The 22,464-nt window shown below is 60.9% G+C and carries 18 protein-coding genes and 1 tRNA gene; 8 read left to right on the top strand and 11 right to left on the bottom strand.

Annotated elements, in window-relative coordinates; genetic code table 11:
• Positions 1-42: 42 nt before the first annotated feature.
• Positions 43-519 carry a hemerythrin domain-containing protein gene (locus RHP74_RS15445; protein WP_145307579.1) on the bottom strand — a complete coding sequence of 159 codons (477 nt, stop codon included), beginning with the start codon at positions 517-519 and terminating at the stop codon, positions 43-45.
• A 340-nt stretch (positions 520-859) separates the two neighbouring features.
• On the opposite strand from RHP74_RS15445, the gene RHP74_RS15440 reads away from it, so the two are divergent.
• Positions 860-2,083 (top strand): zinc-dependent alcohol dehydrogenase, encoded by a 1,224-nt coding sequence (locus RHP74_RS15440; protein ID WP_311100362.1) that lies wholly within the window; start codon positions 860-862, stop codon positions 2,081-2,083.
• A 72-nt stretch (positions 2,084-2,155) separates the two neighbouring features.
• Here RHP74_RS15440 and RHP74_RS15435 read toward each other — a convergent pair whose 3' ends face one another.
• The 5 genes from RHP74_RS15435 to RHP74_RS15415 form a co-directional block, all read right to left on the bottom strand.
• Positions 2,156-2,452, bottom strand: coding sequence for a hypothetical protein (locus RHP74_RS15435; RefSeq protein ID WP_311100360.1), 297 nt, complete (start codon positions 2,450-2,452; stop codon positions 2,156-2,158).
• A gap of 191 nt (positions 2,453-2,643) precedes the next feature.
• Positions 2,644-3,987 (bottom strand): sodium:proton antiporter, encoded by a 1,344-nt coding sequence (locus tag RHP74_RS15430; RefSeq protein WP_311100358.1) that lies wholly within the window; start codon positions 3,985-3,987, stop codon positions 2,644-2,646.
• Between the two features lie 46 nt (positions 3,988-4,033).
• Positions 4,034-4,645: a Yip1 family protein gene (locus RHP74_RS15425; protein WP_010460359.1), complete on the bottom strand. Its 612-nt coding sequence runs from the start codon at positions 4,643-4,645 to the stop codon at positions 4,034-4,036.
• A 169-nt stretch (positions 4,646-4,814) separates the two neighbouring features.
• The gene (locus tag RHP74_RS15420; RefSeq protein WP_311100355.1) at positions 4,815-5,672 is read right to left on the bottom strand and encodes an SDR family oxidoreductase; all 858 of its coding nucleotides are present in this window, start codon (positions 5,670-5,672) and stop codon (positions 4,815-4,817) included.
• A 221-nt stretch (positions 5,673-5,893) separates the two neighbouring features.
• Positions 5,894-7,048, bottom strand: a complete 1,155-nt coding sequence (locus tag RHP74_RS15415; RefSeq protein ID WP_311100353.1) for a PatB family C-S lyase — start codon at positions 7,046-7,048, stop codon at positions 5,894-5,896.
• Between the two features lie 356 nt (positions 7,049-7,404).
• On the opposite strand from RHP74_RS15415, the gene fdnG reads away from it, so the two are divergent.
• The 7 genes from fdnG to RHP74_RS15380 all read left to right on the top strand — a co-directional run bounded on the left by fdnG (position 7,405) and on the right by RHP74_RS15380 (position 16,466).
• Positions 7,405-10,470: a formate dehydrogenase-N subunit alpha gene (gene fdnG, locus RHP74_RS15410; RefSeq protein ID WP_311100351.1), complete on the top strand. Its 3,066-nt coding sequence runs from the start codon at positions 7,405-7,407 to the stop codon at positions 10,468-10,470.
• Positions 10,471-11,406, top strand: a complete 936-nt coding sequence (fdxH, locus tag RHP74_RS15405) for a formate dehydrogenase subunit beta (RefSeq protein WP_311100349.1) — start codon at positions 10,471-10,473, stop codon at positions 11,404-11,406.
• Complete coding sequence (locus RHP74_RS15400) at positions 11,403-12,056, top strand: formate dehydrogenase subunit gamma (protein ID WP_010460348.1); 654 nt, start codon at positions 11,403-11,405, stop codon at positions 12,054-12,056. Before fdxH ends, RHP74_RS15400 begins: the two co-directional genes overlap by 4 nt.
• Positions 12,057-12,061: 5 nt before the next feature.
• Positions 12,062-12,988: a formate dehydrogenase accessory protein FdhE gene (gene fdhE / locus RHP74_RS15395; RefSeq protein ID WP_311100347.1), complete on the top strand. Its 927-nt coding sequence runs from the start codon at positions 12,062-12,064 to the stop codon at positions 12,986-12,988.
• 50 nt (positions 12,989-13,038) lie between these two features.
• Positions 13,039-14,460: an L-seryl-tRNA(Sec) selenium transferase gene (gene selA / locus RHP74_RS15390; RefSeq protein WP_154504695.1), complete on the top strand. Its 1,422-nt coding sequence runs from the start codon at positions 13,039-13,041 to the stop codon at positions 14,458-14,460.
• Positions 14,457-16,364: a selenocysteine-specific translation elongation factor gene (selB, locus tag RHP74_RS15385; protein ID WP_311100344.1), complete on the top strand. Its 1,908-nt coding sequence runs from the start codon at positions 14,457-14,459 to the stop codon at positions 16,362-16,364. Before selA ends, selB begins: the two co-directional genes overlap by 4 nt.
• A gap of 6 nt (positions 16,365-16,370) precedes the next feature.
• Positions 16,371-16,466: transfer RNA gene (locus RHP74_RS15380), tRNA-Sec, on the top strand.
• A gap of 7 nt (positions 16,467-16,473) precedes the next feature.
• On the opposite strand, the gene RHP74_RS15375 is transcribed toward RHP74_RS15380, so the two are convergent.
• The 5 genes from RHP74_RS15375 to phbB all read right to left on the bottom strand — a co-directional run bounded on the left by RHP74_RS15375 (position 16,474) and on the right by phbB (position 22,446).
• Positions 16,474-17,796: an OprD family porin gene (locus tag RHP74_RS15375; protein ID WP_311100342.1), complete on the bottom strand. Its 1,323-nt coding sequence runs from the start codon at positions 17,794-17,796 to the stop codon at positions 16,474-16,476.
• A 66-nt stretch (positions 17,797-17,862) separates the two neighbouring features.
• Positions 17,863-18,516, bottom strand: coding sequence for a hydrolase (locus RHP74_RS15370; protein ID WP_010460339.1), 654 nt, complete (start codon positions 18,514-18,516; stop codon positions 17,863-17,865).
• Between the two features lie 144 nt (positions 18,517-18,660).
• A complete protein-coding gene (gene phaC, locus RHP74_RS15365) occupies positions 18,661-20,364 on the bottom strand; it encodes a class I poly(R)-hydroxyalkanoic acid synthase (RefSeq protein ID WP_010460337.1) in 1,704 nt (567 codons plus the stop codon).
• A gap of 99 nt (positions 20,365-20,463) precedes the next feature.
• Positions 20,464-21,642, bottom strand: a complete 1,179-nt coding sequence (locus RHP74_RS15360; RefSeq protein WP_311100339.1) for an acetyl-CoA C-acetyltransferase — start codon at positions 21,640-21,642, stop codon at positions 20,464-20,466.
• A gap of 57 nt (positions 21,643-21,699) precedes the next feature.
• A complete protein-coding gene (phbB, locus tag RHP74_RS15355) occupies positions 21,700-22,446 on the bottom strand; it encodes an acetoacetyl-CoA reductase (RefSeq protein ID WP_288110221.1) in 747 nt (248 codons plus the stop codon).
• Positions 22,447-22,464: the final 18 nt, after the last annotated feature.

Raw genomic sequence — 22,464 nt, 5'->3', positions numbered from 1 at the left:
AAAGCCCGGCATTTGCCGGGCTCTCTGACATCGACTACCAAATCAAGCCGCCAGATTGGACGCGCTCATTTCTTTCTTGTACTGAGCCTTAAGCGTTTCCATCTGCGCGCCCAACTCTTCCAGGGTGGCCTTGCCCAGCAGCTTTTTCGCCTGAGGGAACATTTCGGTTTCCTCTTCTTCGATGTGGTGTTCCAGCAGCTCCTTGACCACTTTCACCCGACCCGCGAATTCCGGGGTGGAAGGATCAGTGACTTTCAGGTCCGGCAGTACCAGGGAATCCACGGTGCGGTGTTCTTCCTTGGCTTCGTAGTACATAACGTCCTGTTCCTTGCCACCGGCTTTTTTGTACGCCGGGTACAAGACTTCTTCTTCGAGCCGGGTATGGATGGTGATCTCCATTTCGAGCTTGGCCAGCAACTCGGTGCGTTTTTTGACACCCCGTTCGGTGGACTCGCTTAACTGAGTCAGGATGACTTTTACGCGTTCATGGTCGGCTTTCAACAGGTCGATGGCGTTCATGGTCGAATCTCTCAAATAGTCACGGAATAGGCGCAAACGGTCTCATGGCCGTAGGTCGCCTTTACACTGGGAGCATTTGTCGTGCCGATTTCACCGCCATGTTTAACACCATATAAAACAATTAGTTAGAAGCTCTGATGGCGAATTGAGGTCGTGCAGGCTGCATGAGTCTGGAAATTGACTCATGCAGTTCGCGGCGCGAATTCACTCGTCGAAAAATGTGAATTTTCGAGGCCATACCGTCGATCAGATTCGCCTCGGACAGAACTGAACTCGGTCCTCCATCGCCCTCCCTTAATACAGACAAACGCTGTCTTTATTAACCCGCGAGGATGCAGCCATGCGCGCAATGACCTATCACGGAGCTCACGACGTCAGGGTAGAAACCGTTCCCGATCCAAACATCGAAGCCGCCGACGACATTATTTTGCGGGTCACTGCAACGGCGATCTGCGGTTCGGATCTGCACCTTTATCGAGGCAAGATACCGACGGTTGAGCATGGCGATATCTTTGGTCACGAGTTCATGGGCATCGTCGAGGAAACCGGCTCCGCGGTCACCGCCGTACAGCGCGGCGACCGCGTGGTGGTCCCGTTCGTGATTGCCTGTGGTGAGTGTTTCTTCTGCCAGATGGACTTGTTCGCCAGTTGTGAAACCACCAACTCGGGCCGGGGCGCGATCGTTAACAAGAAAGCCATTCCACCACCGGCGGCGTTATTCGGTTTCAGTAAACTCTACGGCGGCATCCCGGGCGGACAGGCCGAGCTGGTCAGAGTGCCGAAAGCCAACACCGGCCCCTTCAAGGTTCCGGGAACGCTCGCGGATGAGCAGGTGCTTTTCCTCTCGGACATCTTACCCACCGCCTGGCAGGCTGTTATGAACACCGGCATCGGACCGGGCTCAAGCATTGCCATTTATGGCGCCGGCCCGGTCGGACTGTTAAGCGCGGCGTGCGCCAGAATGCTCGGTGCCGAGCAAATCTTCATGGTCGATCATCACGACTATCGGCTGGCCTATGCGCAGCACACCTATGGGGTGATTCCGATCAATTTTGATGACGATGATGACCCGGCCGACACGATCATCCGCCAGACAGCGGGCAGGCGCGGGGTGGATGGGGTGGTCGATGCGGTGGGTTTCGAAGCCAAGGGCAGCACCACCGAAACCGTGCTGGCCACCTTGAAACTGGAGGGCAGTAGCGGCAAAGCGCTGCGTCAGTGCATCGGGGCGGTTCGCCGGGGTGGCGTCGTGAGCGTTCCCGGAGTCTATTCCGGGTTCATCCACGGTTTCCTGTTCGGCGATGCCTTCGACAAAGGCCTGACGTTCAAGATGGGCCAGACTCATGTGCAGCGGTATTTGCCGGAACTGCTGGGGCATATCGAAACCGGACGACTGCAACCGGAGGCGATCATTAGCCATCGTCTGTCATTGGAACAGGCTGCCGAGGGTTACAAACTCTTCGACAAGAAACAGGAACAGTGCCGCAAGGTCATTCTGACGCCAGGCTCAAGCGATGTTCCGCTGGCAGAGCGTGTGGAAACGGAGGCGATACCGGTGATGTAAGGCCCGCCTGTCAGGCAGGAAAAAGCCCGGCTCTGCCGGGCTCTTGAACGGCTGTGGCTGACGGGCAGCGGCTCAAACCCGGTCTTCAAGCTGCTGGCGCAACCGGTGGGAGTTATTCACTGACATAGGGATCGGCGGGAAGTCCGCGTTGAGCAAACGCAGGTGCTCAATCGCTTCCTGAAACTTCAAATCAGCCTTCCTGCGCATCACCCTGTAACGTTCGAACCGTTCCAGGTCCATGTCGCCGTCCTCAAGCATCTCGAAAGCGCTTCGGCTCAACGCCTGGGCGTCTTCGAACATCTGGCGATTGCATTCCAGGGCAAACGCCCGGCAGGCTTTGATTTGATCGGGAGTTGAATAGTGAACCATGACCGGCACCTTACTTTTTTCGAGGTCCCTTTTAATAGGCATCGTTGCCACAGTGGAACCGAACCTGTCGAGTTCCGCCGTATAAAAGAAAACAGGCGGAATTAAGGTTGTGACTTTCGAGTTGCACAGGGATTTCAAATTTTTCGAGGCGAAAATTCGTTTGATTCAACCCGTAAACACGCAGGTAAAAATCAAATAATTCGTTTCTTGCGCCGTTTATAACGGGCGAGGGTGGGTTGCGTGCTGATGCCGTGGATCAAAATGCTCAACGCGACCACGGACAAGGTCAGGTCCATGCACAGCGTCGACACCGACTGACCCAGCCCGTGATTCAAGGCGTAGAACAAGTAATACAGGCTGCCGATGCCACGGATGCCAAACCAGCCGATCAACATTCGCTGGCGCCAATCGAGCAATCGGCCCCACGGCATCACGGCGACACTCAAAGGGCGAACCAGAAAAAACAACACCCCGCCGACCAGCAGGGCGCGCCAGTCCCAGTGAGCGATCAGCACGACGCCGAGCAGTGTCACCAGAAACACTTCCATGGCCCGCTCCACGAGGCTGCCAAAGGCGAGCATGTCACCCATCATGATGCCCGCGGCGACCTGGGTGTCTTCAAGGTTGTCGGTATCGCCATGCACCGCGTGTTGTGGTTCGACGTTCTGGTGACCGACCACCGGCTGGACCAGATGCTCGGCAGGGGTTTCGTCGTTGCCCGTGGAGCTGACTTCTTCCTGGCGCAATCCGAGGCCGGCGGCGAACACCGACAGAAACCCATAGGCGTGGATAGACTCGGCCCCGACATACGCCAGGGCAATCAAAGCAAGGGCCAGGTAATCGTTCGGAGACAGCGTGCTGTCATCGTTCTTGATCCGCAGCGCCAAGGTCAGGCGCCCGATGCCGCGTCCCATCCAGTACCCCGTCAGAAAACCGGCCGGAACCGCCCAGATCAGACTGCGCAGCACCCAGTCGCCCAACCAGCCGGGGTTACCCTCGTGTTGCAGCAGGAGCAGGCCAAGGATCACGAACGGAAACGCGATCCCGTCATTGAGCCCGGCCTCACCGGAGAGGCCGAAGCGCACGCTGTCGTCATCCCGCGCGTCGTTGACCTGGACCAGCGCGGCGAGCACCGGATCGGTGGGGGCCAGGATCGAGCCGATCAGCACTGACGCGCCCCATGACAATTGCAATGCGTAATGCAGCAACAAGCAGACGCCGACAATGGTCAGCAGCATCACCGGGCCGGCCAGGCCGACCGCAATCCGCCAGTTTTTATGCTTGAGGGGCGAGCGCAATTTCAGGCCGCAGACAAACAGAGAAAAGATCACCGCGACTTCCGTCAGGTGCTCCATCCAGATCGAAGCGTCAGCGGTGTCCAGTTTCAACAGCCCGAACCCGGCCGGGCCGATGGCGGCGCCCAGCACCAGGCACACCGCCGACGTGGTCACTGGCATCCATCGCAGGTAGGACGAGGTCAGCGCCAGCGTCAGGAGTACAGCACCCAACACGGCCACCCATAAAATGAAACTCATGCTCGGTTCTCGCTGGGGGTGGATCGCGTTTGTTGGCCTCTGCGGATCAACCGACCGTGGCGCGCAGGTATTCAGGGGTCAGCACGTTGAACCACAGCAGAATCATCTCTACCAGAATAGTCACCAATACCAGGAGCCCGACGCCCCAGACGCACGCCGCATTCAGCAGGCCTTGTTCCTTGCGCTCGTGCATGAACGTCGGCAAGCCGACGAACAGCAAAAACGTTGAATAAGCCGAAGCAGCCATCAACACAATGATTGCCAGCCAGCGACTCGGGTACAGCCCGGCAATCCCCGCCAGGAAAAACGGCGTCGCGGTATACGCCGCAAAACCGATGCATTGATTGATGGTCGGACGCGCGTCGAAGGTGCGCGACATCCAGCGGATGAATCCCCCCATCAACGCCACGCCGGCGATGATGGTGACGTACAGCAGCACGCAGAGTTGCAACGCACTTTGGGTACTGAGTTTGACGGTTTCGTTCTCGGCCAGGCTCCAGCCGACATAGGTGGTGCCGATGAACAGGCAGACGGCGGGGATCAAGGCGAGCAGCAGCAAATGCGCGAGGTAATGGCGCGGATGTGCTTCCTCCTCCCGGCGAATATCCGTCCAGGCGAAATTGGGCTGGGTGAACAGTTTGACGATAGGTGCGGACATGACGACCTCCTCGAACGGCCCGTGATGGGGGCCTAAACGTATTGAGGGGAGAGATTTGTCAGGGGTTCATTTTTTCGCGACTTCGCGGAATGACGTGTAGCCGTTGGCGCAGCGTGTGGCGAGGGGGGCAAGCCCCTCGCCACAAGGCAGCTGCTATTACAGCGGGCGGTCACAACATCGGTTTACCGCCGGTCACGCCGTAGCGCTGGCCGGTGATGTAGCTGGCCTCGTCCGACGCCAGCAGCACGTAAATCGGCGCCACTTCCACCGGTTGGCCCGGCCGGCCCAGCGGGGTGTGCGCGCCGAAGTTCTGCACCTCTTCATCGGGCATGGTCGAGACGATCAGCGGTGTCCAGATCGGCCCCGGCGCCACGCTGTTCACCCGAATGTTTTTCGGCCCGAGCATCTGCGCCAGGCCACCGGTGAAGTTGGCGATGGCACCCTTGGTCGTGGCGTAGGCCAGGAGGGTGGGTTTGGGCATGTCCGAGTTGACCGAACTGGTGTTGATGATCGAACTGCCGGCCTTCATGTGCTTGAGCGCGGCCTGGCAGATCCTGAACATGGCGGTGATGTTGACGTCGAAGGTCATCACCCATTCTTCGTCCGGGATGTCTTCGAAGTGTTCGTGCGTCATCTGGAAGGCCGCGTTGTTGACCAGAATGTCGATCCGCCCGAAGCGCTCGACTGTCTTGTCCACCAGGGCCTGGCATTGCGCTTTCTGCGCGATGTCGCCGGGCAGCAGCACGCATTGGCGTCCGGCCTGTTCGACCCAACGTGCGGTTTCCTGCGCGTCTTCATGTTCATTGAGGTAGGCAATCGCGACATCGGCGCCTTCACGGGCGAAGGCGATGGCGACCGCACGGCCGATGCCGCTGTCCGACCCGGTGATCAGGGCAATCTTGCCATCCAGCCGGCCCGAGCCTTGGTAGCTTTTTTCGCCGCAGTCTGGATACGGGTCCATTTTCTTTTGGGAGCCGGGGACAGGCTGGCCTTGTTTGGGGAAGGGTGGTCTTGAGTAATCAGTCATGGCAAATCTCCGATCTCGGGGCACAGGATTCAAAGGGTTGACCCTGGTGTTTTGCCTTGAGTTCGGTTGGATTCAGGTGTGTGCACAAAACCCCGAATCCAGGCAAATCCCTTGTAGGAGCGAAGCTTGCTCGCGAAGGCGGTGTGTCAGTCATACATGTGTCAACTGGCACACCGCCTTCGCGAGCAAGCTTCGCTCCTACAGGGGGATTTGTCGTGTTGTCAGGCCTTGAGGTTGAGCAAACTACGCGCCATGCGTGCCAAGCCTTCTTCGAGCAATGCCCGTGGGCAACCGAAGTTCAGGCGCACGAACTGGCGGTTGTTGTCGCCGAAATCCAGGCCGGGGCTGAGGCCGACCTTGGCCTGGTCGAGGAAGAACTGCTGCGGATTGTCCAGCCCCAGGGCTGAGCAATCGAGCCATGCCAGATACGTCCCCTGCGGGATGTTCATCGTCACGCCCGGCAAACGCGTGCGAACCGCTTCCACCAGGTAATCCCGATTGTCTTGCAGGTACGCCGTCAACCCGGCCAGCCACGGGCCGCCTTCGCTGTAGGCAACGCGAGTGGCTTCCATTCCCAGCGGGTTGACGCTGTCGACCATGCCACAACGGGCATGATTGACCCGCGCACGCACCGCCGAGTCTTGAATAATCATGAAGGAGGTTTTAAGACCGGCAATGTTGTAAGCCTTGCTCGCCGACATCAAGGTGATGGTGCGCTGGGCGATCTGCGGGCTGAGCGATGCCGTGGGAATGTGCACGCGCCCGTCGAAGCACAACTCGGCGTGGATTTCGTCGGAGATGATCCACGCGTTGTGTTCCAGGCAAATGTCCGCCAGCGCTTGCAGTTCTTCCCGCGGAAAAACCTTGCCCAGCGGATTGTGCGGGTTGCTCAGCAACAGCGCGCCGCCGCCGGTCAGTGCCTGGCTCAAGGCCGCAAGCGGCGTGTTGTACGTGCCATCGGCCAGCGCGTCGAATTCCAGTTCAACCTTGTTCAAGCCCCAATGACCTGGCGCATGACGCAGCGGCGGGTAGTTCGGCACCTGGACCACGACGTTTTGTTGCGGCTCGATCAGCGCCTTCAGGGCCATGTTGAAACCCGACTCCACACCCGGCAGGAAGATCAGTTCCTCCGGCAAGACGCGCCAGGCGTATTTGTTCCAGAGGTCGGCGACGATGGCAGCGCGCAAATCGTCCTGAGGCACGCTGTAGCCGACCATCGGGTGTTCCAGACGTTTACGCAGGGCTTCAAGGATGACCGTCGGCGCGGCGAAGTCCATGTCGGCGACCCACATCGGCAACACGTCGGCCGGGTAGCGGCTCCACTTGGTACTGCCGGTGTTGTGGCGGTCGAACACCTGATCAAAATCGAAGGTCATGCTCAGTCTCATAAAAAGCGGGGTTGAACGTGGCGCCATGATAAACGCCAAGCCCCTGCGGGAGCGAGACGGTAATCGCCCAAACAACACAAACCCCTGTGGGAGCGAGCCTGCTCGCGATGGCGTCAGCTCATTCGACATCCAGGCAAACTGACCCACCGCTATCGCGAGCAGGCTCGCTCCCACAGGGTTATGCGTGATGGCTGGCATTTGGGCACTGCCCGATGGTCGGTTTTCAGGCAGTCAGTTCTCCCATTGTCTAGAGTTCAAAGTGTCGGTAGCCACGCTGCCGGCACCGTGATCGTCCAGAAAAACCCGGCAAAAGTACCGGGTCTCCACCTGATCAGGAGTGCACGATGGACCTCAACCGTCGTCAGTTCTTCAAGGTCGCCGGTATCGGCCTTGCGGGCTCGAGCCTCGGCGCGCTGGGCATGCTGCCCACGCCTGCCTTTGCCGAGCAGGTACGCCATTTCAAACTCGCCCACACCCATGAAACCCGCAACACCTGCCCGTACTGCTCGGTCGGCTGCGGGTTGATCATGTACAGCCAGGGCGATAACGCCAAAAACGTCGCGCAAAGCATCATCCACATCGAAGGCGACGCAGACCACCCGGTCAACCGCGGCACCCTGTGCCCCAAAGGCGCCGGCCTGCTGGACTTCATTCACAGCCCCGGGCGTCTGCAATATCCGCAGGTGCGCAAACCCGGCAGCACCGAGTGGACGCGCATCTCCTGGGATGAGGCACTGGATCGCGTTGCCGACCTGATGAAGGCCGACCGCGACGCCAACTTCATCGAGAAGAACGACAAAGGCCAAACGGTGAACCGCTGGCTGACTACCGGTTTTCTCGCGGCCTCGGCGGCGTCCAACGAAGCGGGTTATATCACCCACAAGGTCATTCGCAGTCTCGGCATGCTGGGGTTTGATAACCAGGCGCGTGTCTGACACGGCCCGACGGTGGCAAGTCTTGCCCCGACGTACGGCCGTGGTGCCATGACCAATCACTGGACCGATATCGCCAACGCGAATCTGATCCTGGTGATGGGCGGCAACGCAGCAGAAGCGCACCCGTGCGGTTTCAAATGGGTGACCGAAGCCAAGGCGCACAACAAGGCGCGCTTGATCGTGGTCGATCCGCGTTTTACCCGGACCGCCTCGGTGGCCGACTATTACGCGCCGATTCGCACCGGCACCGACATCGCGTTCATGGGCGGGTTGATCAATTACCTGCTGAACGAGGACAAAATCCAGCACGAATACGTGCGCAACTACACCGACGTGTCGTTTATCGTCAAAGCGGGGTACGGCTTCGAGGACGGCATCTTCAGCGGTTACGACGCGGCCAAACGTGTGTATACCGACAAATCCGGCTGGGGGTACGAATTGGGCCCGGACGGTTTCGTCAAAACCGACCCGAGCCTGCAAGACCCGCACTGCGTGTACCAGCTGATGAAGCAGCATTACAGCCGCTACAACATCGAACTGGCGAGCCAGATTTGCGGGATGCCGGTTGATGCCATGCATCAGATCTGGGAAGAAATCGCCACCTGCTCGCAACCGGGCAAGACCATGACGATTCTCTACGCGCTGGGCTGGACCCAGCACTCGATCGGTTCGCAAATCATCCGCAGCGCGGCGATGGTGCAACTGCTGTTAGGCAACGTCGGCATGCCGGGCGGGGGCGTCAATGCCTTGCGCGGGCACTCCAACATCCAGGGCTTGACCGACCTCGGCTTACTGTCCAACGCACTGCCGGGCTACCTGACCCTGCCGAACGACGCCGAGCAGGATTACACCGCCTACATCACCAAGCGCACGCAAATGCCGTTGCGTCCGGGGCAGCTGTCCTACTGGCAGAACTACAGCAAATTCCACGTCAGCCTGATGAAGGCCTGGTACCGCGACAACGCCACGCTGGAGAACAACTGGGCTTACGACTATTTGCCGAAACTGGACATTCCCAACTACGACATCCTCAAAGTGTTCGACCTGATGGGCCAGGGCAAGGTCAACGGCTATATGTGCCAGGGGTTCAACCCCATCGCGGCGCTGCCTGACAAGAATCGCGTCATGGCGGCCCTGGCCAAGCTCAAATGGCTGGTGGTGATGGACCCGCTGTCCACTGAAACCTCGGAGTTCTGGCGCAATGTCGGGCCGTACAACGATGTGGAAACCGCCGGCATCCAGACCGAAGTGATTCGCCTGCCCACCACCTGTTTCGCCGAGGAGGACGGCTCGCTGGTCAACAGCAGCCGCTGGCTGCAATGGCACTGGAAAGGCGCCGATGGCCCGGGCGAGGCGCGCACCGACGTGCAGATCATGAGCGAACTGTTCCTGCGTCTGCGCCAGCGCTATCAAGCCAAGGGCGGGGCTTATCCCGACCCGGTCCTCAAACTGTCGTGGCCGTACAAGATCGCCGACGAACCCTCGCCGGAAGAACTGGCGCGAGAAATCAACGGCACGGCCGTCACCGACTACACCGACGCCACGGGCGCGACGATCAAGGCGAATGCGCAACTGGCCGGGTTTGGCCAGCTCAAGGACGACGGCAGCACGGCGTGCGGCTGCTGGATTTTCTGCGGCAGCTGGACCGAGGCGGGCAATCAGATGGCCCGGCGCGACAACAGCGACCCCTACGGCATGCACCAACATCAGGGCTGGGCCTGGTCCTGGCCGGCCAACCGGCGGATTCTCTACAACCGCGCTTCGGCCGACCCGCAAGGCAAGCCGTGGGACGAGAAAAAGCGCCTGGTGTGGTGGAACGGTAAAGCCTGGGGCGGCACTGATGTGCCGGACTTCAAGGCCGACTCACCGCCGGAAGCCGGGATGAATCCGTTCATCATGAACCCCGAAGGCATCGCGCGGTTCTTCGCCGTCGACAAGATGAACGAAGGCCCATTTCCCGAGCACTACGAGCCGTTCGAGACGCCGATCGGCATCAACCCGCTGCACCCGCAAAACAAGAAAGCCACCAGCAACCCGGCGGCACGGATCTTCGATTCGGTGTGGGATTCCCTCGGCGTGGCCAAAGACTATCCGTATGCGGCGACCAGCTACCGGCTGACCGAGCATTTCCACTTCTGGAGCAAGCATTGCAAGCTCAACGCGATTTCCCAACCCGAGCAATTCGTCGAGATTGGTGAAGTGCTGGCCAAGGAGAAAGGCATTGTCGCCGGCGACCGGGTCCGGGTCAGTTCCAAGCGCGGGCACATCGAAGCGGTGGCGGTGGTGACCAAGCGGATTCGTCCGCTGCAGGTCAACAATCAGGTGGTGCACCAGATCGGCATCCCGCTGCACTGGGGCTTTACCGGCCTCACGCGCCACGGTTACCTGACCAACACCCTGGTGCCGTTCCTCGGCGATGGCAACACACAGACCCCGGAATCCAAGTCATTCCTGGTCAACGTGGAGAAAGTCTAAATGGCCAGCCAAGACATCATCGCCCGTTCGGCCACCACCACTGTGCCGTCCTCGGTGCGCAACCAGGAGGAAGTGGCCAAGCTGATCGACACCACCAAGTGCATCGGTTGCAAGGCCTGCCAGGTCGCCTGCTCGGAATGGAACGAGTTGCGCGACGAGGTCGGCCACAACCTCGGCACCTACGACAACCCGCAAGACCTCAGCGCAGAAACCTGGACCCTGATGCGCTTCACCGAGCATGAAACCGATGCCGGCAACCTGGAGTGGCTGATCCGCAAGGATGGCTGCATGCACTGCGCCGAGCCGGGTTGCCTGGCGGCGTGCCCGAGCCCGGGGGCGATCATCAAGCACGCCAACGGCATCGTCGATTTCGATCAGGACCATTGCATCGGTTGCGGCTATTGCATCACCGGGTGCCCGTTCAACATTCCGCGGATCTCGCAAAAGGATCACAAGGCCTATAAATGCACCTTGTGTTCAGACCGGGTGGAAGTGGGGCTGGAACCGGCCTGCGTGAAAACCTGCCCGACCGGCGCCATCGTGTTCGGCAGCAAGGAAGACATGAAAGAACACGCCGCCGAACGCATCGTCGACCTGAAAAGCCGCGGCTTCGATCACGCCGGCCTTTACGACCCCGAAGGCGTGGGCGGTACGCACGTCATGTACGTGCTGCATCACGCCGACACGCCGACGCTGTACGCCGGTTTGCCGGGCAGCCCGACGATCAGCCCGCTGGTGGAATTGTGGAAAGGCGTGAGCAAACCCTTGGGCTTGCTGGCCATGGGCCTGGCGGTGCTGGCCGGGTTCTTCCATTACGTGCGCGTCGGGCCGCAAGTGGTTGAAGAAGATGAATTGCCGCCACTCAACGACCCGGCCGCGCATGAAGTCGATCCGTCGGTGCATACCTTTGATCCGCGTGGGGAGGACAGACCATGATCCGCAGACAGATCCTGCGCTACACCCCAAACCAGCGAACCAATCACTGGCTGGTGGCGATCCTGTTTTTCACGGCCGCGCTGTCAGGCCTGGCGCTCTTTCACCCGGCGTTGTTCTGGCTCAGCCACCTGTTCGGCGGCGGGCCGTGGACACGTATCCTGCACCCGTTCCTGGGGGTGGCGATGTTTGTGCTGTTCCTCGGCCTGGTGATCCAGTTCTTTCGGGCGAATTTCTTTATCAGCAATGACCGGTTGTGGCTCCGGCGCGTCGGGCGGGTGATCCGCAATGAAGAGGAGGGTGTGCCGCCGATCGGCAAGTACAACCCGGGGCAGAAGCTGCTGTTCTGGATCTTGCTGCTGTGCATGCTGGTGTTGCTGTTCAGCGGGCTGGTGATCTGGCGTGCGTATTTCAGCGAATACTTCGGCATCACCTCGATTCGCTGGGCGATGCTGCTTCACGCGTTGGCGGGTTTTGTGCTGGTGTTGAGCATCATTGTCCACATCTATGCCGGCCTCTGGATCAAAGGCTCGGTCAGCGCCATGGTGCATGGCGGGGTTAGCCGCGCCTGGGCGAAGAAGCACCATGAGCTCTGGTATCGGGAAGTGACCCGGGACGAGCACCCTGAGCGGCCGATCAGCAAAAAAGGATAAGCCCTTTGGCAACCATTCTTGAGCCTGGAGAGATCGAAGCGGCGGCGGGTTCTCCGCCGTTCCTGCACCTGCCACCGAACAACCTGTTCGCGTTGCGGGCGCTGCGCCTGGAAAAACTGGCAGACGGGCACCCACTGGCCGATTACCTGCGGCTGGTGGCGGACCTGTGCCGCGTTCAGCAGGACCTGTTGGACAATCCACCTGACTTGGCGCCACTCGATCCCGAGCGTCTGCGAATGTGCCAGCAACACGGTCTGCCACCGTTCGCTGCCGACAGCCTGGTGCGCGAAGACACCTGGCTGGCGTATCTCGACGCCTTGTTGCAGCGGTACTCGCCACCACCAGACTCCGCCGTCGAGAAAGCCATCGCGTCCTTGCGCAATGCCAACAGCGGGCAACGCAAAGCCTGGGCGATCGCACTGGTCAGCGGCCAGTATTCGCTGCTGCCGGTGGCGCTGGTGCCCTTTCTTGGCGCAGCGTTGCAGGCCGCGTTCAGTCATTGGCTGCTGCACACGCCGAAGCTTGCGCTCAAACCCGGCGACAGCCTCAACCAATGCCCGGCCTGTGGTTCGCCGGCCATGGCCGGGGTCATTCGCCATCGCGGCAAACACAACGGTTTGCGTTATCTGGTGTGCTCGTTGTGTGCCTGCGAATGGCACGTGGTGCGGGTCAAATGCGTGTATTGCGAACAAAGCAAAGGCCTGGAATACGTCAGCCTCGATGACGACCGCCATGCCGCCAATCAGGCGCCGCTGCGCGCCGAAACCTGCCCCGGCTGCCACAGCTACCTGAAACTGCTGTACCTGGAAAACGACGCTGAGGCCGAAGCGCTCTCGACCGACCTGACCAGCCTGATGCTGGACATGCGTCTGGAACAGGAGGGTTACGTGCGCCCGGCACCGAATCTTCTGCTCGCACCGGGAGGCGATTAAGCACAACGGCTACACTCAGGCGCGACAGTTAACGTTTGCGGGAGCGCCTGATGCCTGCCAGATCCGCCAGCCCAGCCTTGCGGCTGCCTTCCATCGACAGTTTGCTGCGCCATCCGGCGTGCCTGCCATTGACCGAGCGCTATGGGCGTGACGCGCTGCTGGCCAGCCTGCGGCAGTTGCTGGATGACCTGCGCGAACCGGTTCTGTCAAGCCAACTCGACGCCGTTGAAATCACCCCCGAAGTCTTGGCTGGCAGAGCGGGCGAGCGCCTGGATCTCCAACATCGCAGCCAGGTACGCCGGGTGTTCAACCTGACCGGCACGGTGCTGCACACCAACCTCGGTCGCGCGTTATTGCCAGACGAAGCCATCGAAGCGGTGCAAAGGGCCGCTCGCTATCCGCTCAATCTCGAATTCGACCTGCAAAGCGGCAAGCGCGGCGACCGTGACGACCTGATCGAAGGCCTGATCCGTGAACTGACCGGTGCCGAAGCCGTGACCGTGGTCAACAATAACGCCGCTGCCGTGCTGCTGACGCTCAACAGCCTGGGCGCGCGCAAGGAAGGGATCATTTCCCGGGGCGAGCTGATCGAAATCGGCGGCGCCTTCCGCATTCCCGACATCATGGCCCGGGCCGGCGTCAAACTGCACGAAGTCGGCACCACCAATCGCACCCACGCTCGGGATTACGAGGCGGCGATTGGCCCGCGCAGTGGTCTGCTGATGCGGGTGCATGCGAGCAATTACGCCATTGAAGGCTTCACCGCCCGGGTGCCGACGGCCGAGTTGGCTGAATTGGCGCACAAGCACGGGCTGCCACTGCTCGAAGACCTTGGTAGCGGCAGTCTGCTGGACCTGACCCGCTGGGGCTTGCCCGCCGAACCCACGGTGCGCCAGGCGCTGATCGATGGCGCGGACATCGTCACCTTCAGCGGCGACAAGTTACTCGGCGGTCCACAGGCCGGGTTGATCGTCGGCCGCAAAGACTTGATCGCGAAGATCAAGAAGAACCCGCTCAAACGTGCGTTGCGGGTCGACAAACTGACCCTGGCAGCCCTTGAAGCGGTGTTGAGTCTGTACCGCAATCCCGATCAACTGGCCGAACGACTGCCGAGCCTGCGCCTGCTGACCCGACCGCAGGCCGACATTCTTGCGCAAGCCGAACGCCTGCAACCGTCATTGGCGCAGGCCTTGGGCGATGGCTGGAGCGTCAGCGCAGTGGCGGCGCTGGGCATGATCGGCAGCGGCAGCCAACCGGTGGCTCGCCTGCCGAGCGCGGCGTTGTGCCTGCGCCCGTTGGTGAGTAAACGCCTGCGCGGCCGGCATTTACTGGGGCTGGAGGCCGCGTTCCGTCAGCTGGCCATTCCGGTGCTAGGCCGGATTGACGACGACGCGCTGTGGCTGGACCTGCGCCAACTGGACGACGAAGCCGCTTGGCGGGCGCAACTCGATCAATTGCAGGTGCCAGGGTGATTGTCGGCACCGCCGGGCACATCGACCACGGCAAGACGGCGTTGCTCCAGGCGTTGACTGGCCAGGCCGGCGACCGTCGCCGGGAAGAACGCGAACGCGGCATGACCATCGACCTCGGTTATCTCTACGCCGCATTGGAACCGGGCGCTGCATTGACCGGTTTTATCGACGTACCAGGTCATGAGCGCTTCACTCACAACATGCTGGCCGGAGCCCAGGGCATCGATCTGGTATTGCTGGTAGTGGCAGCGGATGACGGCGTCATGCCCCAGACCCGCGAACATCTGGCAATCGTCGAACTGCTGGGCATCCCTCGGGCGCTGGTGGCGATCAGCAAATGCGACCGGGTCGATCCGGCCCGCGTGCAGGCCGTGCGCGAACAAATCGAAAGTTTGCTGGCGCCCGGGCCGTATGCCGGCGCGCCGCAGATTGCCCTGTCGAGCGTGACCGGGGAGGGCGTCGAGACGTTGCGTCTGGCCTTGCTGGATGCGCAGCGTGATGTGCTGCAACGCAGCACCCGTGGCGGTTTTCGTCTGGCGATTGATCGTGCGTTCAGCGTGGTCGGGGCCGGTATCGTGGTGACCGGCACGGCGCTGTCCGGGCAGGTTGCCGTGGGCGATACGCTGATGCTCGGTCCGTTGGGCAAACCCGTGCGCGTGCGTGGCTTGCATGCGCAAAACCAGGCCGCAGAGATTGGGGTTGCGGGTCAGCGAGTGGCGCTGAACCTGAGTGCCGAGCGTTTGGCACTGGAGCAGATTCACCGTGGCCACTGGCTGGTGTCCGAGTGGCTCTACGCACCGACCCAGCGCCTGGACATCGACATGCGGTTGCTGGCCAGCGAAGCCAAGGCGTTCGAGCATTTTCAAACGGTGCATGTTCACTTGGGGACGCAGGATGTCACGGGGCGAGTGGCGCTGTTGGAAGGTGCCAGCGTTGCGCCGGGTGAACGGATGTTCGCGCAAATCCTGCTGAATGCGCCGGTGCAGGCGGTGAAGGGCGATCCGTTGATTCTGCGTGACCAGAGCGCCCAACGAACCCTCGGCGGTGGCCAGGTACTCGACCCGTTCGCCCCGACCCGACACCGTCGCAGTCCCGAGCGATTGGCGCAGCTGCAGGCACTCGCCACCCGCAATGCGCTGGAAGACGTGCTGCCTGCGTTATTGCTGAACAGCGAAACCGGGCTCGACCCGCGACGCCTGGAGCGTCAGTTCAACCGGCCGCGTGACACCTGGGTCCTGCCCGCCAATATCCGTTTGATCGATACCCGCCAAGGACCCTTGCTGTTCAGCGCTGACCGTTGGGAAGCGCTGAAAGCGCCATTGCTGGGGCATCTGGCTCGTTTCCACCGGCTCGAACCGGACCAGATGGGCCCCGACCGGGATCGCTTGCGGCGCTTCGCCGGGACATCTTTGGATCGGCCGACTTTCATCAGCCTGGTCGACGAATTACTCACCAGCGGCGCCATGCTGGCCAGCGGGCCGTGGCTGCATTTGCCCGAGCATCAGGTGCGCTTGAGCGAAGAGGACGAAGCGTTGTGGCAACAGCTGCAACCGTTGTTCGAACAGGCCGGATTCAATGCCCCATGGGTGCGCGACCTTGGCCATGACGAAGTGACGGTGCGCCTGCTGCTGCGAAAAATGGCGAGGCTGGGGCTGGTGCATCAGGTCGTCCGCGACCTGTTCTACACCGAAGCAGTCATTCGCCGATTGGCGGCTATGCTTGTGCAACTGGCCGCGCAGAACCCGGTGATTCAGGTCACGGCGTTTCGCGATGCCGTGGGCCTGGGGCGCAAGCGCAGCATCCAGATCCTCGAATACTTCGACCGGCTGGGCCTGACCCGACGCTTTGGCGACAAGCGCCATCTGCGGCTCGACAATGCCCTGGCCCAGGCATCAGGAAACTGACTTCAAGGAAGGCAATCGCGCCCGGTGGCGCGGCCGGGCTTCAAACCCGGTTGGGGACGGCATCCGTTCCCGGGCAGGTTCGACTCCGGCTGCCTTCCGCCATTTCCCTTCATAGATGCCCGAAATTCAGCGGGTACTGAACGACCACGTACACCCGGTCAATATCATCGCCGGCCTGCGCCGCATTGGCCCGATGCGAGACATGGGACAGTTGCAGCGATAACCCCTTGGCCGCGCCGGACTGCACGATGTAGCGCAGGTCGATGTCGCGCTCCCAATGCCGGCCGCCATCGCCTTGTTGTGGCACGTATTCGCCGATGAACTCATCGAAAGGGTTGTAGGCGCCGCCCTTGGGCGCACGGGTGCCGTCGATCCGGCTGCCCATGACGTAACGGGTCATGAAATTCAGGCCAGGTATGCCGAAGGTGCTCAAATCGAGGTCGTAGCGTGCCTGCCATGAGCGTTCGTGGGCACCGTTGAAATCGGCGTACTTGATAGAGTTGGCGAGGTAGATCGAGTCGCCGCCGACAAAATCGAACGGCGTATCGCCATTGATTTTTTGATAGGCCAGGGTGAAGGCGTGGGCATCGACGGTGTACTTGCCCGTCAGGCTGAACGCGGTGTTGTCGATGGCGCCGGCCAGCGCTTTGCCGGTGTCTTGCGTGTGGTAGAGATTGGCGTCGAGGAACACCCCGGGCTGCTTCAGGTGCAGGTTGGCGTAGTACTGATGCCAGGTGTCGCTGAGTTCTGAGGCATAGAGCGCGCCGCCGACGGGGCGTTGGGTGAATAAGTCAGCGCCCAGAAACGTAATGCCGCCAGCTTCGGTGTTGGCGCCGTAGCCGTAGAAATTGCCTTTGCTCGAAGAACTGTCCTGGTTTTTGAACGCGGTGAAATGCCCGGCCAGCAGATTCACGTCATCGATTTCGCGGCTGTTCAATAGAAAGCCTGTGGCGTATTCCGGTTGCAAGCGTTTGTCCGCGGTGTCGAACACCGGGGTTTCCACCATCATTTCGCCGTAGGCCAAGGTGGTTCGCGAGGCTCTGATTTTCAGTGCGCCGCCGCCACTGGAATAGTTGTCTTCGCTACGGCCGTCATCATTCACGGGCAGCAATCCGGTCCCGGAATGTCCTTTGCCGCCATCCAGCTTCAATCCCAGAAAGGCGTGGGCGTCGAGGCCAAAGCCGAGCGTTCCGGGTGTGAATCCAGATTCAAAAGTGCTGATAAAGCCTTGAGCCCACTCGGCTTTATAGCTTTTACCTGTCGGCGAAGGGGACCGGTAGTCGCTGTTGAGGTAGAAGTTGCGGCTGAGCACGTCAAGCGCCGCGCCATCCAGAAACCCTTGTGCGGGTTCATCCGCCCAGGCTGTTCCCGCGAACAGCACCGACAACCAAAAGGGCAACCGGGTACGCAGGTCTTGCTTGCCAAACTTCATCATCAATCACCACGCAGCAGCGACTGCGGAGGGTCCGCAGTCGCTCGCTTTTCAGAGGAGGACCGCTTAATGGCCTTCCGAGGCACCGAACATTGTTTTGGCGTAGATCAGGCCAAGACCGTAGGAACCACCGTTGGCAATCGAGGTTTTCACGGTTTCTTCATAGGTTTCGGTACGTGCCCAGTCGCGTTGCAGTTCGAGCAGGTATTGCAGCGAGGTCATTGGACGGGCGCCGATCTGGATCATGCGCTGCATGGCCATTTCATGGGCTTCGGTGCTGACGTCGCCACAGGCGTCGGCAATCACGTAGACCTCAAAACCCTGGTCGATGGCCGACAGCGCCGGGCCGACGATGCACACCGAGGTCCACAGGCCGGCGAGGACGATTTTCTGTTTGCCGAATTTGTTGACTTCGACGGCGATGCGCTCGTCTTCCCAAGTGTTCATGCTGGTGCGGTCGATGACGTTGTGTTCCGGAAACACCGACTTGATTTCGTCGAAGATCGGCCCGGAAAAGCTCTTCTCGGCGACAGTGGTCAGGATGGTCGAGACTTTGAAGCCGCGCGCGGCCTTGGCCACGAGGGCGGCGTTGTTGCGCAGGGTGACGGCGTCGATCGACTTGGTCGCGAAGGACATCTGCGATTGGTGATCAATCATGATCAGGGTGTGGTCGGTCGGGGTCAGCAGGGTTTTGCCGGGAGCAGCTTTGGCGATGGCCATGGCGAGGTCCTTACAGGTGAGTGAGGAGGCCATGGTTGCGCAGATTCAGGTGGGAATATTGAAGCGATGTGCTGTGTTTGGTTATTTGCGAGGACGCCTGAAGAACGGCCCCGCGCAATATCGGTCAGTGCGCGGGGCTGTCGGTCATTGCATCACATAACGCCCGGGTGCCGATTCCAGCGCCGGGAAGTTCGCGTTGCCGATGTGCGACACCGAAGGCTGACGCTCGCCGGCTTGGTCTGCCAGCCAGACAAACCAGTCATTCCACCAGCTGCCGGGCTGTTCCTGGGCATTCATGAACCAGGTGTCGGGATCCTTCGACACTCGATTGTTGGTCCAGTAATGGCGTTTTTCCTTGGCCGGTGGGTTGATCACCCCGGCGATGTGCCCTGAGGCACCCAGCACAAAGCGCTTGGTCCCGGAGAGCAATTGGGTGCTGGCGTAAGCGCTGCGCCACGGCACGATGTGATCGTCGTGGGTGGCGAGGATGTACGCCGGTGCATCGATGGCGCGCAGGTTGAGCTTGACCCCGCAGCAGTCCAGTTCACCGGATTTCAGGTCGTTCTGCAGGTAGGTATGACGCAGATACCAGCAGTACATCGGCCCCGGAAGGTTGGTGCTGTCGTTGTTCCAGAACAGCAAGTCGAGGGGGATGGGTTTCTGGCCCTTGAGGTATTTGTCGACGTTGTAGTTCCACCACAAATCATTCGGGCGCAGCAGCGAGAAGGTGTTGCCCATGTCCTCGCCCTTGAACAGGCCGATGGGGCCCTCCTGACCACCGATGGTGCGCTCGCGGTAGGCCACCAGTTGTTCGTCGACGAAGATGTCGATGGGGCCGGTGTCGAGGTAATCGAGGAAGGTGGTCAACAGGCTCACGCTGCCAATGTCCTTGTCGCCGCGCGCCGCCAGTACCGCCAGCGCCGAACTCAACAGCGTGCCGCCGATGCAGAAACCCACGCAATTGGGGCGTTGTTCGCCGCTGATCTCGCGGGTCACTTGCAGGCCTTTGATGATGCCGGTGTCGATCAGGTCATCCCAGGTGGTGCCGGCGTGCGCCTGATCGAAGTTGCGCCACGACATCAGGAACACCGGGTGGCCTTGTTGCAGCAGATGGCGAACCATCGAGTTGTCCGGGCGCAGGTCAAGGATGTAGTACTTGTTGATCGACGGCGGGACGATGAACACCGGGCGCCGGTACTGGGTTTCGCTTTGCGGGTAGTACTGAATCAACTGGAACAGTTCGTTCTCGAACACCACTTCTCCGGGGGTGTTGGCCAGATCCACGCCGACCTTGAAAGCGCCGCTGTCGCACTGACGCATCTTGCCTTCTTGCAGGTCGCTGGCCAGGTGCAACAGGCCGGTGAACAGGCTGCCGCCCTGAGTGTCGACGACGCGTTGCAAGGCATCGGGGTTGCTCGCCAGAAAGTTGCTGGGCGCCCCGGCGGCAATCGCTTGCTCCACCAGATACAGCAGACGCTGGCGGGGTTTCTTGTCTTTGATCGGCAGTTTATCGAGCAGCTTCAGCAGAAAACCGGCATTGAGCAGATAGAACGCTGCGAGGGAGCCGAACAGCGGCGTGCTCCAGTTGCCACTGGAAAAACGTCGATCTTCAAAGGAAAACGGCTGGCCGGTCAGCAGCCGCTGGCCCAGATCACCCCATTGGGTTTGATACTCGGCTTGCAGGCTTTCCAGTGTGGTGCGTGGCAAGTCGAACCATTTCTCGTATTCCTGGCCGGTGAACCAAGGATTGGTGCTCACCCACAAGCGTAATTGTTGCACTGCAAAGGAGGCAATGAACGGGACCTGGCCTGACCAGAAGGTGTTGAAGGTGTGCGCGTTATTGTCCATGGAACTCCTTGCCCACATCGGTAAACCGGGCAGAAAAAAACCGCGGTGCCGCCATTCGGCACCGCGTCAGCAGTCAAGCAAGCAGTCCTGTGATTCTTGTTATCGTTCGATGACCAGGCTGACACCTTGGCCGCCACCGATGCACAACGTGGCCAAGCCTTTTTTGCCGTCACGGCGAATGAGCTCGTGCACCAGCGACACCAGAATCCGCGCGCCCGACGCGCCGATCGGATGACCCAACGCAATCGCGCCACCGTTGACGTTGACCTTGGCGGTGTCCCAACCCAGTTCCTTGCCAACCGCCAGTGATTGCGCGGCGAACGCTTCGTTGGCTTCGATCAGGTCGAGGTCGTCCAGGCCCCAGCCGGCTTTTTCCAGCACCAGACGGGTGGCCGGGACCGGGCCGATGCCCATGATCGACGGGTCGACGCCCGCACTGGCGTAAGCCTTGATGCGCGCCAGCACCGGCAAGCCGAGGGCCTGGGCCTTGGCGGCGCTGGCCAGCAGCAACACGGCGGCACCATCGTTGAGAGTCGACGAATTGCCGGCGGTCACGCTGCCGTCTTTCTTGAACGCAGGTTTAAGGTTGCTCAACGCTTGCAGCGTGCCGCCCGGTCGCGGTTGTTCATCCGTGTCGAACACCAGCGGATCGCCCTTGCGCTGAGGGATCAGGATCGGGGTGATTTGCCCCTTGAAGTAGCCCGCTTCGATGGCGGCGGCTGCTTTCTGTTGCGAGGCGGCGGCGAAGGCGTCCTGATCTTCGCGGCTGACGCTGTACTGCGTGGCCAGATTTTCAGCGGTGATGCCCATGTGGTAGTCGTTGAAGGCATCCCACAAACCGTCCTGAATCACGCTGTCTTGCAACTGCGCATGACCCAGACGCAAACCGGTGCGTACCTTGGGCAGCACATAAGGCGCCAGGCTCATGTTTTCCTGACCGCCGGCAATCACCAGCTCGGCGTCGCCGCAGCGGATCGCCTGGACCGCCAGTTGCACAGCCTTGAGGCCCGAGCCGCAGACCTTGTTCAGCGTCAGGGCAGGGGTGGTGAAGGGCAGGCCGGCCTTGATTGCCGTCTGGCGTGCCGGGTTTTGCCCCGAGCCTGCGGTGAGCACCTGGCCAAGAATCACTTCATCAATCTGCGTGCCGTCCAGGCCGGTTTCTTCCAGCAGACGGCGGATCACCGCTGCGCCCAGTTCAGTGGCTGGAATCGCGGACAAGGCCCCTTGAAAACTGCCGATGGCGGTACGTGTAGCGGCAACGATTACGACTTCGTTCATGCGTGACCTCATTAAGATGTTGTCGAGCGGGAGCAGGGCGTCCTTGCCCTGATCGGTCTACTGCATGTTCATGCCGCCGTTCACCGAGAAATCAGCGCCGGTGCTGTAGCCCGATTCATCGGAGGCCAGCCAGGCGACGATCGAGGCGATTTCTTCGGGTTGGCCGAGGCGCCCGACGGGGGTGGCGGCGATCATGGTGTCGAGGATGTCCGGGCGGATGGCCGCGGTCATGCTGGTCTGGATGTAACCCGGGGAGACGGTGTTGACGGTCACGCCCTTGCCGGACACTTCCCGCGCCAGAGCCATGGTGAAACCGTGGATGCCGGCCTTGGCCGCGCTGTAGTTGGTCTGGCCGAACTGGCCTCGTTGGCCGTTGATCGAGGAGATATTGATGACCCGTCCCCAGCCCTTGGCCAACATTCCTTCAATCACCTGCTTGGTGGTGTTGAACATGCCGCTCAAGTTGGTGCCGATCACGGCATTCCAGTCCTCGGGCGTCAACTTGCGGAAGGAGGCATCCCGGGTGATGCCGGCGTTATTGACCAGCACATCGATCGGGCCGAATTGTTCCCGCGCCGTCTCGAAGGCCTTGCGCGTCGACTCCCAATCGGTGATGTCGCCGTAGATGCATTCGAACTGATAACCGGCTGCCAATTGGCCGGCAATCCAGTCGTTTTTGCGGGCGGAATCCGAGCTGCAACCGACGATGACTTTGAACCCTTCCTTGTACAAGCGCTGGCTGATGGCCGTACCAATCCCACCCATACCACCTGTGACCAACGCAATACGACCAAGCGACTTCATAAGCTCCGTTCCTCTTTA

The sequence above is a fragment of the Pseudomonas sp. SG20052 genome (genome assembly GCF_031766055.1).
Lineage (GTDB): Bacteria > Pseudomonadota > Gammaproteobacteria > Pseudomonadales > Pseudomonadaceae > Aquipseudomonas > Aquipseudomonas mandelii.
The sequence above is the reverse complement of the archived record's forward strand: the minus strand, read 5'-3'. Positions and strand labels throughout refer to the sequence as shown.

Coding starts and splice junctions, on each gene's coding strand:
- RHP74_RS15415 (WP_311100353.1), bottom strand. CDS start 7,048: ATGACCTTCGATTTTGATCAGGTGTTCGACCGCCACAACACCGGCAGT.
- phbB (WP_288110221.1), bottom strand. CDS start 22,446: ATGAAGTCGCTTGGTCGTATTGCGTTGGTCACAGGTGGTATGGGTGGG.
- RHP74_RS15360 (WP_311100339.1), bottom strand. CDS start 21,642: ATGAACGAAGTCGTAATCGTTGCCGCTACACGTACCGCCATCGGCAGT.
- RHP74_RS15440 (WP_311100362.1), top strand. CDS start 860: ATGCGCGCAATGACCTATCACGGAGCTCACGACGTCAGGGTAGAAACC.
- selA (WP_154504695.1), top strand. CDS start 13,039: ATGCCTGCCAGATCCGCCAGCCCAGCCTTGCGGCTGCCTTCCATCGAC.
- RHP74_RS15420 (WP_311100355.1), bottom strand. CDS start 5,672: ATGACTGATTACTCAAGACCACCCTTCCCCAAACAAGGCCAGCCTGTC.
- RHP74_RS15435 (WP_311100360.1), bottom strand. CDS start 2,452: ATGGTTCACTATTCAACTCCCGATCAAATCAAAGCCTGCCGGGCGTTT.
- fdxH (WP_311100349.1), top strand. CDS start 10,471: ATGGCCAGCCAAGACATCATCGCCCGTTCGGCCACCACCACTGTGCCG.
- RHP74_RS15430 (WP_311100358.1), bottom strand. CDS start 3,987: ATGAGTTTCATTTTATGGGTGGCCGTGTTGGGTGCTGTACTCCTGACG.
- phaC (WP_010460337.1), bottom strand. CDS start 20,364: ATGGACAATAACGCGCACACCTTCAACACCTTCTGGTCAGGCCAGGTC.
- RHP74_RS15425 (WP_010460359.1), bottom strand. CDS start 4,645: ATGTCCGCACCTATCGTCAAACTGTTCACCCAGCCCAATTTCGCCTGG.
- RHP74_RS15445 (WP_145307579.1), bottom strand. CDS start 519: ATGAACGCCATCGACCTGTTGAAAGCCGACCATGAACGCGTAAAAGTC.
- RHP74_RS15370 (WP_010460339.1), bottom strand. CDS start 18,516: ATGGCCATCGCCAAAGCTGCTCCCGGCAAAACCCTGCTGACCCCGACC.
- RHP74_RS15375 (WP_311100342.1), bottom strand. CDS start 17,796: ATGAAGTTTGGCAAGCAAGACCTGCGTACCCGGTTGCCCTTTTGGTTG.
- RHP74_RS15400 (WP_010460348.1), top strand. CDS start 11,403: ATGATCCGCAGACAGATCCTGCGCTACACCCCAAACCAGCGAACCAAT.